14 protein-coding genes and 1 tRNA gene are annotated in these 14,926 nt (G+C 65.4%); 6 read left to right on the top strand and 9 right to left on the bottom strand.

The genetic code is table 11. The features are described from left to right. Positions 1 to 2: 2 nt before the first annotated feature. The 8 genes from A5705_RS10445 to dnaK are packed head-to-tail and all read right to left on the bottom strand — an operon-like array spanning position 3 to position 8,690. A complete protein-coding gene (locus A5705_RS10445) occupies positions 3 to 1,682 on the bottom strand; it encodes a cyclic nucleotide-binding domain-containing thioredoxin-disulfide reductase (protein WP_231982401.1) in 1,680 nt (559 codons plus the stop codon). A 26-nt stretch (positions 1,683 to 1,708) separates the two neighbouring features. Further along, the gene (locus A5705_RS27095) at positions 1,709 to 1,975 is read right to left on the bottom strand and encodes a UBP-type zinc finger domain-containing protein (protein ID WP_082956400.1); all 267 of its coding nucleotides are present in this window, start codon (positions 1,973 to 1,975) and stop codon (positions 1,709 to 1,711) included. After that, positions 1,972 to 2,421, bottom strand: coding sequence for a thioredoxin (gene trxA, locus A5705_RS10440; protein WP_067882408.1), 450 nt, complete (start codon positions 2,419 to 2,421; stop codon positions 1,972 to 1,974). The genes A5705_RS27095 and trxA overlap by 4 nt, the downstream gene beginning before the upstream one ends. Positions 2,422 to 2,434: 13 nt before the next feature. Next, the gene (clpB, locus tag A5705_RS10435) at positions 2,435 to 5,059 is read right to left on the bottom strand and encodes an ATP-dependent chaperone ClpB (protein WP_067882405.1); all 2,625 of its coding nucleotides are present in this window, start codon (positions 5,057 to 5,059) and stop codon (positions 2,435 to 2,437) included. Continuing rightward, positions 5,041 to 5,358, bottom strand: coding sequence for a chaperone modulator CbpM (locus A5705_RS10430; RefSeq protein ID WP_067882402.1), 318 nt, complete (start codon positions 5,356 to 5,358; stop codon positions 5,041 to 5,043). Before A5705_RS10430 ends, clpB begins: the two co-directional genes overlap by 19 nt. Further along, a complete protein-coding gene (locus tag A5705_RS10425; RefSeq protein ID WP_067882399.1) occupies positions 5,355 to 6,269 on the bottom strand; it encodes a DnaJ C-terminal domain-containing protein in 915 nt (304 codons plus the stop codon). The genes A5705_RS10430 and A5705_RS10425 overlap by 4 nt, the downstream gene beginning before the upstream one ends. Positions 6,270 to 6,275: 6 nt before the next feature. Beyond that, complete coding sequence (locus A5705_RS10420; protein WP_067882396.1) at positions 6,276 to 6,800, bottom strand: nucleotide exchange factor GrpE; 525 nt, start codon at positions 6,798 to 6,800, stop codon at positions 6,276 to 6,278. Between the two features lie 6 nt (positions 6,801 to 6,806). Further along, positions 6,807 to 8,690 (bottom strand): molecular chaperone DnaK, encoded by a 1,884-nt coding sequence (gene dnaK / locus A5705_RS10415; RefSeq protein WP_067882393.1) that lies wholly within the window; start codon positions 8,688 to 8,690, stop codon positions 6,807 to 6,809. Between the two features lie 496 nt (positions 8,691 to 9,186). Between dnaK and A5705_RS10410 the strand changes: the two genes are divergently transcribed. Then, a complete protein-coding gene (locus tag A5705_RS10410) occupies positions 9,187 to 10,794 on the top strand; it encodes a CdaR family transcriptional regulator (protein ID WP_231964379.1) in 1,608 nt (535 codons plus the stop codon). 311 nt (positions 10,795 to 11,105) lie between these two features. Here the strand turns inward: A5705_RS10410 and A5705_RS10405 are convergent, their stop codons facing one another. Continuing rightward, complete coding sequence (locus A5705_RS10405) at positions 11,106 to 11,558, bottom strand: DUF1931 family protein (protein ID WP_067882387.1); 453 nt, start codon at positions 11,556 to 11,558, stop codon at positions 11,106 to 11,108. Between the two features lie 331 nt (positions 11,559 to 11,889). Here A5705_RS10405 and A5705_RS27745 point away from each other — a divergent pair. The 5 genes from A5705_RS27745 to A5705_RS10385 all read left to right on the top strand — a co-directional run bounded on the left by A5705_RS27745 (position 11,890) and on the right by A5705_RS10385 (position 14,848). Then, a tRNA-Val gene (locus tag A5705_RS27745) sits at positions 11,890 to 11,979 on the top strand. Between the two features lie 224 nt (positions 11,980 to 12,203). Then, positions 12,204 to 12,788, top strand: coding sequence for a TetR/AcrR family transcriptional regulator (locus A5705_RS10400; RefSeq protein ID WP_067882384.1), 585 nt, complete (start codon positions 12,204 to 12,206; stop codon positions 12,786 to 12,788). A gap of 62 nt (positions 12,789 to 12,850) precedes the next feature. After that, positions 12,851 to 13,294: a nuclear transport factor 2 family protein gene (locus A5705_RS10395; protein ID WP_067882381.1), complete on the top strand. Its 444-nt coding sequence runs from the start codon at positions 12,851 to 12,853 to the stop codon at positions 13,292 to 13,294. A gap of 305 nt (positions 13,295 to 13,599) precedes the next feature. Further along, positions 13,600 to 14,523: an alpha/beta hydrolase fold domain-containing protein gene (locus tag A5705_RS28485; protein ID WP_067882378.1), complete on the top strand. Its 924-nt coding sequence runs from the start codon at positions 13,600 to 13,602 to the stop codon at positions 14,521 to 14,523. Between the two features lie 4 nt (positions 14,524 to 14,527). Beyond that, the gene (locus A5705_RS10385) at positions 14,528 to 14,848 is read left to right on the top strand and encodes an amidase family protein (protein WP_067882375.1); all 321 of its coding nucleotides are present in this window, start codon (positions 14,528 to 14,530) and stop codon (positions 14,846 to 14,848) included. Positions 14,849 to 14,926 lie beyond the last annotated feature (78 nt).

Below are 14,926 nucleotides of genomic sequence, written 5' to 3'. Positions count from 1 at the left end.
GATCAGATCCCGAAGTACTCGTGGATTTGGCGGATTGCCATAGCTCCCTCGCCGACCGCGGATGCCACTCGCTTCACCGACCCGCTGCGTACGTCTCCGGCGGCGAAGACACCCGGCACGCTGGTTTCCAAGAAGACCGGGCGGCGGGCCGTCGCGAGCCCGTCTGCGCCGGCCATGTGATTCGCTGCGGCCTGCCCGGTCTCGATGAAACCGTGGCGGTCGAGCGCGACCGTGCCGGCCAACCACTCGGTGTTCGGGTCCGCCCCGATGAACACGAAAAGTGCGCGCGCCCTGATAGACTCGCGCTCACCGGTCTGATTATTCTCGGCCACAACGCAATTCAATGCTTCGTCGCCGTGGACTTCGCCGACTTCGGTGTTGAGACGGACCGTCACCCGCGGCTGCTGAACGATCTGGTCGACGAGGTAGCGCGACATGCTTTTGTCGAGGGAGTCTCCCCGCACCAGCAGATATACCCGCGACACCTGAGTCGCCAGGAACACGGTCGCCTGCCCGGCGGAGTTACCGGCCCCGACGATGACGACTGGGCCGTCACCGCACAGCAGCGCTTCCTGATAGGTTGCGGCGTAATACACGCCGTTGCCATGGAATGCATCGATCCCCGAGGCGGCCAGGCGGCGGTAACGTGCTCCGGTCGCCAGCACCGCGGAGCGGCCGACGGCCACGGTCTCGTCGGCGAACCTGATCTGGAGCTGTCCGCCGTCAGATTCCAGACCGGTGGCCTCTGCGGACACCGAAATTCGCGCGCCGAACTTATCGGCCTGCAAAAATGCACGTTCAGCGAGGTCAGACCCGGATATTCCGGCCGGGAAGCCCAGATAGTTCTCAATGCGCGACGACGTCCCGGCCTGGCCGCCGACGGCGATCCGCTCTATCGCCGAAGTCCGCAACCCGTCTGAAGCGCCGTACACGGCGGCACCGAGACCGGCCGGACCGGCGCCGATTACTATCACGTCGCGTTCGTCGGTGATGACGTCGGGCACGGTGAGGCCCACCACCCGGGCCAGCTCGACATTGCTGGGATTGCGCAGCACCCTGGTGCCCCAGATCACCACCGGCGTGTCCTCGGGCGGAATGCCGAAACGGTGCAGCAGCCGTTCAGCGTTGGGGTCACGTTCCAGATCCAGCCATCGGTGCGGTAATCGGTTGCGGGCGGCAAACTCTCGTAAACGGGCGGTGTCGGGCGAGAAACACGACCCGATAATCCGGAACCCGACGCGCTGCCCTATCAACAGGGAACGACGCACGAGATATGCACGCAAAATCAGGTCGCTCAGAACTTGGTCGTGGGCGACCAGGGCACGCACGCGACTGGTGGGAACCGCCAACACCTCGCCATCGACCACAACGATCGCGGTGTAGAACGCTGGCTGGCCTTCCAGATCACCGAGCTCCCCCAGGAATCGACCGGCTCCGTGCACGCGCAGCAGCCGCCGCTCACCCGAATCGTCGTCGGTCACGATTGCGACTTTGCCCGACAACACCACAAACAACTCGTCGGATCGCATCCCCTCGCGAACCAGGACCTCGTCAACCCCGACCCGCCGCCTGCTGCCGCCGGGAAGCAGTGTCGCGATCTGGTCCTCGGTCAACCGTGGGTATGCACCGAACAGGTCCGGGGTCTCCTCCCACTCCTGGGATGCCGGGACCGACGATTCCACGGACGTTACGTCAGACATCAGCCACCTCAGACGTAGATTTCGTGAACATAACACCAACGCCACGACTCACCGGGCTCGAACGATTGCACAATGGGATGGCCAACCGTGCGGGCGTGTTTACGGGCGTGGCGCATCGGAGACGAATCGCAACACCCGACGTGCCCGCAACTCAGACACAACCGAAGATGGAGCCACGGGGTATGCAGACGCAAACATTCCTCGCAGCCATCGGGAGTTCTCGGAGTGACCCGGCGAATAGCCGCCAAGTCGGGGTCGATGAATGTCGACGTCATGATCGCGCCTCCTTGGTTGTCGTTGACAGTGCCTGGTCAAGCCAATTGCGCAGCGCCGCAACGGGAGCGGCACCCGATTGCCGCCCCAGTACTTGCCCGTGGTCAAGGAGCAGCAGTGTCGGTACCGCCCGCACCGTGAACCGCTGCGAAATCGCCGGTGCCTTGTCCACATCGACCTTGACCAGTTTGAGTTGTCCGGCGCGTTCGCTGGCGAGCTGCTCCAGCGCCGGACTCACCATGCGGCACGGTCCACACCAGGTCGCCCACAGGTCGACAAGTACTGGAACCGAGGACTTTTCGGCAACCTCGGCGAAGTCCGGGTCACCGGCCGCGGCGATCCACGGCAGCCACTGGCGACAGTTGGCGCACCGGGGCTTCCCAGCGGCCGCCGCGGGTACGCGGTTGCGTTTTCCGCAGTGCGGGCATGTCACGATGTCTGTTTCCATGGCGCCTCCTCCCTCAGGCCGCCAGGGCCGGTTCCGAATAGGCCACGGCGAGTTCGCCATTGTCCACGGTGACGCGGATCTTGCCACCGCCCGCGATACCGCCGCGTAGCAACGCCCGGCCGATCTTGGTCTCCACCTCGTGGGCGATGTAGCGGCGCAGCGGCCGCGCCCCGTACACCGGATCGTAGCCGTGTTCGGCGATCATCCGGCGAGCGTCCGGGCTGATGTCAAGCTCGATTTGCCTTTCCGCCAATCGATCCCGCAGCTCGGCCAGCTGCAGCTCGACGATCCGTTCGAGCTGCGGCATCGACAGCGGAGTAAACAACACTATGTCGTCGACGCGGTTGAGGAACTCGGGCCGGAAGTGTCCGCGCAGCTCGGCCATCACCCGGTCGCGCGCGTCGGGCTTGATCTCGCCGTCCGCGGTGACGCCGTCAAGCAGGTAGTGCGATCCGATGTTGGAGGTCATGATGACCACCGTGTTGCGGAAGTCGACCTGACGGCCCTGTGCATCGGTGAGCCGGCCGTCGTCGAGCACCTGCAGCAGGGTGTTGAACACATCGGCGTGCGCCTTTTCGATCTCGTCGAGCAGCACCACCGAGTAGGGCTTGCGACGCACCGCTTCGGTGAGCTGGCCGCCCTCCTCGTAGCCGACGTATCCCGGTGGCGCACCGACCAACCGGCTCACCGTGTGCCGCTCCTGGTACTCGCTCATGTCAAGCCGGACCATGTTGTCCTCGCTGTCGAACAGTGCCGCGGCCAGCGTCTTCGCGAGTTCGGTCTTACCGACCCCGGTGGGTCCCAGGAAGATGAACGACCCGATCGGGCGGCGCGGATCCCGGATTCCAGAGCGGGCCCGAATCACGGCATCGGCGACGAGCTGGACCGCCTCATCCTGGCCGATCACCCGCTCGTGCAGTATTTCGTCGAGCCGCAGCAGCTTTTCACGTTCGCCTTCCTGCAATCGCGCGATCGGGATGCCGGTCCACGCGGCCACGATTTCGGCGATCTCGTCCTCGGTGACGGCCTCGCGCAGCAACCGCTTTTCGCCCTGCTTGGACGTCAGCTGTTCTTCGGCCGCTTGCAATTTGCGTTCCAGTTCGGTGATCTGGCCGTAGCGCAACTCAGCCGCCCGGTTGAGGTCATAGTTGCGCTCGGCTTCTTCGGCCTCGTGCCGGAGCTGCTCGAGTTGCCCGCGCAGTTCCTGTACCCGCCGGATCGCCTGCCGTTCGGCGTCCCATTGGGCGTGCCGGGCGTCGGCCTCTGCGCGCAGATCGGCCAATTCTTTGCGAAGTTCCTCCAGCCGGGACTTGCTGGCCGCGTCGGTCTCCTTGGCCAGCGCCGCCTCCTCGATCTCGAGGCGGGTGACCCGACGGGTGATCTCATCCAACTCGGCTGGCATCGAGTCGATTTCGGTGCGCAGTCGCGCACACGCCTCGTCCACGAGGTCGATCGCCTTGTCGGGCAGGAAGCGGTCGGTGATGTAGCGGTGCGACAGGGTGGCCGCCGCGACCAGCGCGGCATCCTGAATCTTCACCCCGTGGAAGATTTCGAGGCGTTCGCGAAGCCCGCGCAGGATCGAAACGGTGTCCTCGACGTCAGGTTCGTCGACCAGCACGGTCTGGAACCGGCGCTCCAGGGCGGCGTCCTTTTCAATGTGCTTGCGGTATTCGTCGAGGGTGGTGGCACCGATCATGTGCAGCTCGCCGCGGGCCAGCATCGGCTTGAGCATGTTGCCGGCGTCCAGCGACCCCTCCGTTGCCCCGGCGCCGACCACGGTATGCAACTCGTCGACGAACAGTAGAATTCGACCCTCGCCCGCCTTCACCTCTGACAGCACCGCCTGCAGCCGTTCCTCGAATTCACCCCGGTACTTCGCACCTGCCACCAGCGAACCCATGTCGAGGGAGAAAATGGTTTTGTCCCGCAGGCCTTCCGGGACATCGGCGCGAACGATCCGCTGGGCCAGGCCCTCCACGATCGCGGTCTTGCCGACTCCCGGGTCGCCGATGAGCACCGGATTGTTCTTTGTCTTACGGCTGAGGATCTGAATCACCCTGCGGATCTCGGAGTCTCGGCCGATCACCGGGTCCAGCTTGCCGGCGCGGCCCTCGGCGACCAGGTCGCGGCCGTACTTCTCCAGCGCCTCGTAGGCCCCCTCGGGCGACGCTGACGTGACCCGCTGGTTGCCGCGGACTTTGGTCAGCGCGCCGAGGAACGATTCCCGCGTAACACCATGGGAGGCCAGAATCCGTCCGGCGGCACTCGCCGAGCCCTCCTCGGCGAGGGCGATGACAAGGTGCTCCACCGACACGTATTCATCCTTGAGCCGCTTGGCTTCTCGCTCGGCGGCCTCCAACAACGTCGCCAGGCGCCGGGTGACAGACACCTGACCCGGCGCGGCGCCCGGGCCGCTTACCTTCGGCCGGCGATTCAGCTCGCGTTCCAGGTCCGCGCGCAGGGCCGCAGTGTCGGCGCCCGTTTGATCCAGCAGCCGCGGTACGAGCCCCTCGGGCTGGTCGATCAGCGCCATCAACAGGTGTTCGCCGTCGACCTCGGTATGACCCATTCGGGTCGCAATGCTCTGCGCTTCGGCCAACGCCTCCTGTGACTTCTGCGTCAGCTTGTTGACGTCCACGGCGGGGTCCTCCCTCGGCGAGAAGCGGATTCCAGCTCTTCGATGTGGTCCAGCAGATCGAGCACGAGCCCGATCGCCGCGTAGTTCAGTCCCAGACCGGTCCTCAACCGCTGGATGCGGGCGACCGTCGCCAACGCAGACGGTTCGAACCAGAGATCGCCGCGGGCATCCTGCTGGCAGGCGATGAGGCCGAGCGCCACCAGTCGACGCACCATGTCGGGATGCAACGCGCAGCGTGTTGCGAAGACGTCGAGTTGAATTCGGGGCCGCCGCGCTAGGACGTAGCGAGAGGTGGTCATCGTCGCCTCCTCGGGTCGAAGGTGGACTCCGCCGCTAGTTGCTCGAACAGCTCGCGTTCCCGCGCCGTGGGTTTGGGCGGCACCATCACCTTGATTTCCGTGTACAGGTCGCCGGCGGTACCGCGCGGGTTGGGCATGCCTTCGCCGCGCAGCCGCAACCGCCGACCGGTCGACGACCCCTGCGGCACCTTGACTTTCGCTTCCCCGCCGGGAGTTCGAATAGCGACAGTGGTTCCCAGCACCGCCTCCCACGGTGACAGCGGCAGATCGACGGTGACGTCGCGTCCGTCGAGCCGGAATCGGGGATGCGACTTGATGCGCACCCGCAGGTACAGATCTCCGGCCGGTCCATCGCCGCTACCTCGGCCGCCCTCTCCCGCCAGCCGTATCCGCTGATCGTCGATGACACCGGCGGGAATGTTGACCCCGTAGTTGCGGCCATCCAGTGAGATCTGCCGTTTGCCGCCCCGATAGGCCTCCTCAACGGTCAGCTCCAGCACCGCTTCCTGGTCGGCGCCCGGAATCGGTCCGAATCCGCCACTGCCGCCGAACATGTCGCCGAAAAGGTCTTCGATGTTGATGCCGCCGGCGCCGCCGAAGCCCTGGCCGTAGCGCACCCGCGCGCCGGAGGGCCCTGCGCCGCGGACGCCACCGGCACCGGCGCCCACCCGCTCCTCCCAGTCCTCGGGCACCTTCCGGAAGTCTTCGCCGAATCGGTCGTAGCGCTTGCGGGTTTCAGGGTCCGACAGCACGTGATAAGCCTCGTTGACCTCCTTGAACCGTTCTTCGGCCGAAGGGTCCTTATTGACGTCGGGATGATGCTTGCGGGCCAATGTGCGGAACGCCCGTTGGATCTGATCGGCGGTCGCGTCCCGCGACACCCCGAGCACTTCGTAGTAGTCGCGGGCCACGGAGCGTCACTCCCCGCGTCGGCTGACCACCACGGCCGCCGGCCGCAGTTGCCTCGAACCTTCGCCGTAGCCCGGTCGAAGCACTTCGAGAACCGTCCCCGGCGCGCTGTCCGGCTGGTCCACCACACTGACCACCTCATGACGCTCGGGGTCGAAGGGCACCCCTGCCTCCGCATCGCGCGGATAGCCGAGCTGCTCCAGGATCTGTAGCGCATGCTCGAGAATGCTCCGCACGCCGTCGAGGACCGCGTCGGACCGGTCGCCAGCATGACTGATCGCCAACTCCAGGTTGTCCACGACGGGCAGCCACGCGCCGGCCACCCTGGATCTTTCCGCTGCTCGTTCGCGGTCCAGTTCGCGGGCATACCGCTTGCGCACATTGTCCAGATCGGCGACAGCGCGCCGCCAGCGGTCCTCGAGTTGGGCGCGCTCCTTGTCTGAATCAGACTGAGAAGCAACCGCTTCGGGCGGGCTTTCGTCGACCCGGCCACCGTCCTCTTCGGTCTTGGAACGCTCTACGGGGCTGACCATCACGGCTCATCCCCGATCGAACTCGGCGTCGACCACGTCGTCATCGCGCACCGGCGAGCCCTGGCCGTCGCCTGTCGGTTGCCCGTTGCCGCCACCGGACGGCGTGGGTTGCAGCCCATAAAGCACTTGCTGCAGTTCCGAGGTCAGCGACTGCACCCGGTCCATCGGTGCATTTTCCTTGACGGCTTGGCGCGCGTCGGCGACCAGCATCTCGGCCCGTGCGCGATCGTGCGGCGCCGCCGAATCGCCCAGTTCGGCAAGCCGGCGCTCCACCTGGTAAGCCGCCGAGTCGAGCGCGTTGCGCGCCTCGACGGCCTTGCGCAGTTGCTCGTCCTCACGGCGGTTGGCCTCGGCCTCGGCGAGCATCCGCTCCACCTCGCTCTTATCGAGGTTCGACTGCTCGCTGATGGTGATGCCCTGCTCGGCACCGGTGTCCTTATCGCGTGCCGTGACGTGCAGGATGCCGTTGGCGTCGATATCGAAGATGACCTCGATCTGCGGCTCACCCCTGGGGGCCGGGCGGATGTGCTCCAACTTGAATCGACCGAGTACCCGGTTGTCCCCGGCCAGCTCCCGTTCACCCTGTAGGACAACCACATCCACGGCCGGCTGGTTATCCGCGGCGGTAGTGAACACCTCGCTGCGGCGTGCCGGAATGGTGGTGTTGCGCTCGATGATCTTGGTCATCAGCCCGCCAGCGGTCTCCACGCCCAGCGACAACGGCGTGACGTCGAGCAGCAGGACGTCGGAGACCTCGCCCTTGAGCACACCGGCCTGGATCGCGGCGCCGAGCGCAACGACCTCGTCGGGGTTCACGCTCATGTTGGGGTCCTTGCCGCCGGTGAGCCGGCGGACTAAAGCCTGGACTGCGGGGATACGAGTGGAACCGCCCACCAGGATCACCTCGTCGATGTCGTTCGCGCTCACCTTGGCGTCACTCATCGCCTGCTTGACCGGGCCCATCGTTCGCTCAACCAGGTCCGCGGTCAGGTCCTCGAACTTCGATCGCATGATCGCGGTGGTCAAATGCTTCGGTCCGCTGGCGTCGGCGGTGATGAACGGCAGATTGACCTGGGTCTGCGCCACCGACGACAATTCGACCTTGGCCTTCTCGGCCGCCTCGAACAGCCGCTGCAGCGCCTGCGGATCTTTCCGCAGATCGATGTTGTTCTCACGCTGGAACTCCTCGGCGAGGTAGTCGACGAGCCGACGGTCGAAGTCGTCGCCACCCAGATGCGAATCACCGGCCGTGGCGCGGACCTCGACCACCCCATCACCCACGTCGAGCAGGCTGACGTCGAACGTGCCGCCGCCGAGGTCGAAAACGAGCACAGTCTCGTGCCCCTTCTTGTCCAGCCCGTAGGCCAGTGCCGCGGCCGTGGGCTCGTTGATGATGCGCAGCACGTCGAGGCCGGCGATCCGGCCGGCATCCTTGGTGGCGTTGCGCTGGGCGTCGTTGAAATACGCCGGAACGGTAATCACCGCCTCCTTGACCCGCTCACCGAGGAACTTGCTGGCATCGTCAACGAGTTTGCGCAGCACCTGTGCGCTGATCTCCTCAGGCGCATACTGCTTGCCGCGCACGTCGAATCGAGCGGCGCCACCCTCACCCTCGACGACATCGAAGCTGACCGCCTTGGCTTCCTCCGATATCTCATCGAAGCGGCGGCCGATGAATCGCTTCGCCGAATAGATGGTGCCCTTTGGGTTCATAATCGACTGGCGCCGAGCCAGTTGCCCGACCAGGCGCTCGCCGCTTTCGGTGAACGCCACCACCGAGGGAGTGGTGCGCGCCCCTTCGGCATTGGGTATCACGATCGGTTCCCCGCCCTGCCAGGCGGCGATTACAGAGTTTGTTGTCCCAAGATCGATGCCTACCGCTGTTGCCATCGTCTATCCCCTTCGGTTGTCGCTGGTGAGGATTTGCAGCGCGCGATCGGCTATCTCAAAGTCGGTGACCACGACACATCAAAACCACCTATTCGCCTAGGCCGGAACGTGTTTCACCGCGGCGCTGACATCGGCCGGCCGTGATCACGAGCCGAGACCCGTGTCGTACTTCGCTCCCAAATAAGGAGTGTGGCAATCTGCAGCGACTGTCGCGTGCGCCTGGACAGCCGAAATTTTCGGCTGTGATTCGTCCTGGCGGCACCACAATGGGCGTAGGCTGTCGGTACCAGCTGCGGGGTGGACACTTCTGGACTGGGAACACCAGTTCGGATCGCTTACGGTGGGTACGCCATCGCCAGTAGCGCATCAGCGGACACTCCGCCTTTGCCCGAGAGCTGGAGTAGCTCGGCACGGCCAATTCAACATGAACGGCGGATCACCGAGACCACGAGGACGCAGCTGGCAAGCCGGACAGGTTTCGCCAGCGAGTCTGGCTGTGCTCTCGCGCGTCGCCTTTAGTGATTGCGACGTCGGCGAGATCTTCCAGGCGGCCGCCGCGGCCGTTGGCGACCTGGCGTCCTGTCAGGTCGCCGCCAGCTACCGGTCCGCGGATGATGGGTTCGTTCGCATTCCAGCCTCCCAACCCGAACATCCCGAAATCGAACGGCACCTTCGCGTGTCCGGCTGCGATGGACCGGTCGATGTACAAGGCGGAGGGTGGGGGTGGGCGCTTTCGCTGAGCCACCTCAGCACCGTCTACGGTTGCCTGGTGCTTAGTGCCGTCAGTGCACCGCCGGAAAATCAGATCCTGTTGCTGAGAATCCTTGCCCAACAAGCCGGTGCCGCCTTGGCATACGTTGCAATGCACGAGCGCGAAGTCGGTCACGCGGGGCAGCTGCGACAGGCCAACAGCGATCTGGAGGAAACCAATCGCGAACTCGCCACAACGGTTTCGGAGTTGCAAGTGCGAACGAACATATACGAGGTTCTGAGCGCGGCGGCGGGAATGGGCGAGCAGGGCATCGTGAATGCGCTCTATGACCTGGCGGCATTGCCGGTGGGGCTCGAGGACAGGTTTGGCAACCTACGCTGCTGGGGCGGCCCTAAACAACTCCACCCGTACCCCAAACAGACCACCGACGAGCGCGAGCTATTGCTACACGAGCTATCGGCACAGAACGGTCCGGCGCGGATTGGGGGCCGGGTGCTCATGCTCGTCCAGCCCCGAGCTGAGATTCTTGGGGTCCTGGCGTTCCACGACCCGGACAACACGGTGGCCGAGGACAGCCTGTTCGCCCTGCGCTACGGCACTACGGTGTTAGCGTCGGAGCTTTCCCACAAGCGAAGTCTCGCCGAGATCGAGCTCAATCTGCGACGCGAGTTGGTCGACGATCTGTTGGCCGGCACCGACCGGGATGGGGCCTACGCTCGCGCCGATGCCCTGGGCCATGACCTGCGGCGCCCGCACTATGTGGTGGTGGTCCAAGGTGGCGGTCGCGCAGAGAACGGACTGGCAACCGCCGCCGGGCGCGCTGTGACCGCGTTGCATCTGAACTACCTGCAAGGGCGCCACGGGACTCTGATTGTCCTGCTCACTGACGGACGCCCGGACCCGCGCGCGTTGCACAACGCTATCAATGAGCGTCTCGACGGGACGCCCACCGTGATCGGCATCGGCACTCGTTGCGAAGTGCCCGATGACTTGCCGCGGTCCTTCACCGAGGCGCTTCGCGCCCTGAACATCCGGCTGCGCTCGGCCAATCCGGAAGGCGCAGCGGCGTTCGACGAGCTTGGTTTCTACCGCCTCATCGACGCTGCCCACGGCGGCGGCACGGTCGAAGCCTTCGTGCGCGAATGGCTGGGCACACTCCTGGACTACGACGAGAGCAAGAACTCCGAATTGGTCCCGACCCTCAGCGATTATCTGGAATGCGGCGGAAACTATGACGAATCCGCAGCAGCACTGCACATCCATCGCAGCACGCTGCGCTACCGGCTGGCGCGCATCGCCGAACTCACCGGCCACGACCTCCGCAACGTCGATACCCGGTTCAACCTCCATGCCGCGACAAGGGCGTGGCGATTCCTCAACCCCGATGGCTGACCGGCAGCCCGGCGCAACGGTGTCTGAGGTGGTCCGTTGGCCGACTCACTCACGATGATCCTGCTTGACTTGGCGCCTTCCGCTTGCAGCACATGAACTTTCAGCACGCCATACGCCGAGACGCCTCAATGCCGCCCGCACGCAGGTAGCCCGGCAACGTGACACGAAACTTGAACTTACCCACTGTTCTGTACGGCGGCGGAGCAAGAATGCCTCAACCGCGCGGCCGAACGTCTGCACTGTCGAGACGATTGCGGGCCCGCGACTTCCCTCCCCTGGGTCAGTCACGACAAGCGAGAGACCGCCGGACGTCAGAACACCAGCCGAAATAGCGTGAACACCCGATTCCAGTGCTCAGTCGACGGGTTGGACACCGTCGCGTCGACCACGCGAAAGGAACGGGCCAGCGCGATACTCAACCCGCCGAACAACTCTGGCAGCAGCCGCTCTGTGTCCTCAGCGAACGCGACGTCCCCCGGTGGTTGCCGCGTCACCTGGCGCAGCAGCTCACGGATCTCCTCGGCCTCCTGGAGCTTATCGAATTCGCGCATTCGCTCCTGGACGCCCTTGGTGATCGGAAGGTCCTGCACCATAACCATGTCACGCCTGTTCCACTTGGCCGAGTTGCGCCCGGCGACAGCAATGTCATCGATCTGCTCATCGACGAACTCCCGGAAGCGACGGACGTCGTTTTTGTCGATCTTGATGCCTGCGACCGAGCGAAAGAACCTTTCGAACACCGGAATACCCGACGGATGAGTCACTCGATACCTCCGTTCCAACGATCAAGACCGCCCGGGCGGGCCAAACTCAACGTTGGCAGGTCGTCGGTGACACCGAACCGGACCCGCAGGCGCAATCTCGCCGGGCCGGTTCGGCCTAACAGGTCAAGGCGCACCAGGCAATGCACGTCGGACGAGTGGCGGGCAGCCACTGCGGCGGGCACGTTGTTCCGGGGTGCCCACCCTCTACGGTGCCTCTACGGTGTTATCGATCCGCTGGGCCGGTGTGGCGCGGGTTAGGCCGGAAGGCAAGAATTCATCCGCTGCGCATCCGCCGCGCCGCTCGTATCGCGTGTTCTGAACCCCAAAGATTGGTCCAGTTCGTCCAGCATGAACGTCTCGCTTCCGACATCGCTTCAGCTTCACACGCGGAAGGTCGCTGGTTCGATCCCAGCCGGGACCACACGCATCAGTACAGGTCAGGCACGCGTTCTGCGATCTTGGCGGGTTCCAGATCGCATCTGAACGGGCAAAATCCATGTGTCTTGACCTGCCGCTTCGTGCCGGCCGTCGGCGGAAGCTCACGCCGGCGCGAGGCGATGGTCGGACCGCAAAGACCGTTGACGAATCCTGGCGTCCGGCCATTCGATCATATGATAGCGATAGTTATGCTATAAAGGTCTTGCTATGAGATATCCGGCAGACCAGAAGATAAAGGCGCGCGCCGCGCTGCTGCGGGCCGGCACGCGGTCGATGAAGGTCGCCGGCTTCAACGGGATCGGGGTGGACGGGCTCGCCGCCGCGGCGGACGTGACCTCCGGGGCGTTCTATTCGAACTTCGCCAACAAGGAAGCGATGCTCGAGGCGATCATCGATGCCGCCGTCGGTGAGCCGTTCGTTTCCGAGACGGAGTCCGGAACTAAGGCCGAGCGCCTGTCGAAGCTGAAGGACTTTCTCGCGGAGTACCTCAGCGCCTACCACGTGGAAAACCCGGGCGACGGCTGTGTGATGCCGACGCTGAGTGCTGATGTGGCACGGGCGGGGCTGTCCACTCGCAAAGCCTACGAACACAAGATCGCGGCGCTGGCGGGGCGGGTGGCCGAGGTGCTCGACGGTGCCGACCGGGAGCGCCGGGCGTGGAGCGTCGTCGCGCTGATGGTGGGGGCGGTGTCGATCTCGCGCGCGATGTCCGACCCCGCCACGCAGGCAGAGGTGCTTGACGCCGCGAGTGAGACCGCGGGCAGGCTCATTTCACCCGGCAAGCGCAAATAACGAGGGACGGCATGCGGGCTCCGAGTGCTTGGAAACCTGTCCTGGCAGGCCCCGCTGTCGCCATGGCCTTGATTTGCGTTGTCCCGGGCGGCAATTCGAGCGCCACGCCGGACGATGACGCTGCGGCCACGCAGCGCCAGCGTGCCATCGTCGGCGCGTTCGCGACGGCCATCGTGCACGACGACCATGCGGGGATCGCCGAACACGCCACGCCCGACGTTGCCTGGACGATCCCGGGTTCCAGCGTGGTGTCTGGCCGGGCGACCGGAATCGACGACGTCACGAGGCTGGCCGACACCTTCGCCCAGTACGGGCTGCATATCTCCCCGAAGGGATTCGCTTTCGGCCTGGACACCGTCGCGGTCACGTTGCACGACACCGGTGAGCACAATGGCAAGCGGCTCGACCAGGACGTGGTCAACGTGCTCACCATCCGTGGCGACAAGATCTCAGAGGTCACAGCGCATTTGACCGACGTCGGCGCGTTCGACGCGTACTTCTCCTAATCGAGGTAGCGTCGCGAACCCGGCGGCGGAGTGGGCCGCGAAGTGACTGCCGGGGGCGAAGGCGATCCACCTTAAATTCGGCCGTCCGGTACGCCGCGGCTACGCGGTTCCCGCCGGGGACCCTTCTTTGCGGCTGACCATCAGCAACGGCGGGGCCAGGCAGGCAAGTGACCACCTAGTGCGTCCGCGGCGGGAACCGAATCGGAAGCGCGGCAGACACTTTCCGGGATCGCTCAGGGACTAGCCATGGGATAGCGATCGTTATATAGTGATCGTTATTCTATAGTCCGACGGAAGGAAAAAGCATGGCAAGCCAGCAGGCGGTCGAGTTCGCCGACTTCTACGCCGAGATCGGCCGGCGATCCTCGAATCCCAACTTCGAGCTGGAGACGATCCGTGACGTCACCGAGAACATCCACCTGGCGACCAAGGAGCCCGAAGGCGTGACCTACGCCGAGGTGGACGCCGGCGGAGTCGAGGCCCTGTGGTGCATACCGCTCGACAGCGACCCCGAATCGGTGCTGCTGCACACGCACATGGGCGGCAGCGTGCTGATGTCCATGCATTCGGACCGAAAAGCTGCCGCGCACATCGCGAAAGCGGCCGGCGTGCGGTCGCTGGTGCTGAACTTCCGGCGGTCCCCGGAGCACAAGTACCCGGCGCAGGTCGACGACGTGGACACCGCCTACCGCTGGCTGCTCGACCAGGGCTACCGGCCCGACAAGATCGGCAGTGTCGGCCACTCGATCGGCGGCTATCTCGCGGTCGAACTCGCGCTGCGGCTGCGTGATCGGGGTGAGGCGCTGCCCGGCGCCGTGCTGTCCATCTCGCCGTGGACCGACGTCACGCTGTCGGGCGAATCCATCGAGACCAACGCCGAGCGGGACAAGCTGCTCACGCGCGGACTACTGGAACTGTTCCGGTCGTGCTGGCTTGATGGAACCGGCCTGGAATTCACCGATCCGCGAGTGCATCTGCTCGGGGCCGACCTGTCCGGGCTGCCCCCGACGGCGGTGTACTACGGCGAATACGAACTGCTCGCCTCCGACGCCGTCGCCTTCTCCCGGCGCGCGAAGGACGCGGGCAATGACGTCCTCGTCCGGCGGGTCGACGAGGGGCAGCACTCCTTCATCATGGGGGCGGGCCGCGTCGAGGAGGTCGACCGCGCGATCGCCGAGATGGGCCGCTGGCTGCGCGCCACGCTCGGGCTCCAGACGGCGGCGGCCTGAGCACATGCAACCGTTCGAACTGACGCTGCCGACGGTGCCGGTCGCGGCGATGGACGCCGGCAAGCCGGAGGTGACGTGGCCGGACGGGGTCACCGAGGACCCGGTGCAGGCGTACATCCGATACTCCGCCCCCGCGAACCTTGCCGGCCTGCCGGCGTTGTCGGTGCCCTGCGGTTTCACCGCCGCCGGGCTACCGATCGGTCTGCAGGTGGTGGGCGGGCCCTTCGACGAGGCCACCGTGCTGCGCGTCGGCCACGCCTACCAATCCGCGGCCGATTGGCCATCGTGGCCGCCGCGGTTCGACCCGCGGGCGGTACCCGCGTAAAGCGTTGCGGGCGTACGCGTTCAGTGGCCGCGGCACATTTTTCGAGTGTGATTGAACCGCGCGTCTTTTCCGTGCGTG

Source organism: Mycobacterium sp. E787 (assembly GCF_001668725.1).
Lineage (GTDB): Bacteria > Actinomycetota > Actinomycetes > Mycobacteriales > Mycobacteriaceae > Mycobacterium.
Note: the sequence above shows the minus strand (reverse complement) of the source record. Positions and strands in the feature narration are given on the sequence as shown.

What these genes read in the sequence shown, in the direction of transcription:
- A5705_RS27095 (WP_082956400.1), bottom strand. Translation starts at nt 1,975, where the DNA reads ATGACGTCGACATTCATCGACCCCGACTTGGCGGCTATTCGCCGGGTC.
- A5705_RS10395 (WP_067882381.1), top strand. Translation starts at nt 12,851, where the DNA reads ATGGCCTTGATTTGCGTTGTCCCGGGCGGCAATTCGAGCGCCACGCCG.
- A5705_RS10430 (WP_067882402.1), bottom strand. Translation starts at nt 5,358, where the DNA reads ATGACCACCTCTCGCTACGTCCTAGCGCGGCGGCCCCGAATTCAACTC.
- dnaK (WP_067882393.1), bottom strand. Translation starts at nt 8,690, where the DNA reads ATGGCAACAGCGGTAGGCATCGATCTTGGGACAACAAACTCTGTAATC.
- A5705_RS10385 (WP_067882375.1), top strand. Translation starts at nt 14,528, where the DNA reads ATGCAACCGTTCGAACTGACGCTGCCGACGGTGCCGGTCGCGGCGATG.
- A5705_RS10420 (WP_067882396.1), bottom strand. Translation starts at nt 6,800, where the DNA reads ATGGTCAGCCCCGTAGAGCGTTCCAAGACCGAAGAGGACGGTGGCCGG.
- A5705_RS28485 (WP_067882378.1), top strand. Translation starts at nt 13,600, where the DNA reads ATGGCAAGCCAGCAGGCGGTCGAGTTCGCCGACTTCTACGCCGAGATC.
- trxA (WP_067882408.1), bottom strand. Translation starts at nt 2,421, where the DNA reads ATGGAAACAGACATCGTGACATGCCCGCACTGCGGAAAACGCAACCGC.
- A5705_RS10400 (WP_067882384.1), top strand. Translation starts at nt 12,204, where the DNA reads ATGAGATATCCGGCAGACCAGAAGATAAAGGCGCGCGCCGCGCTGCTG.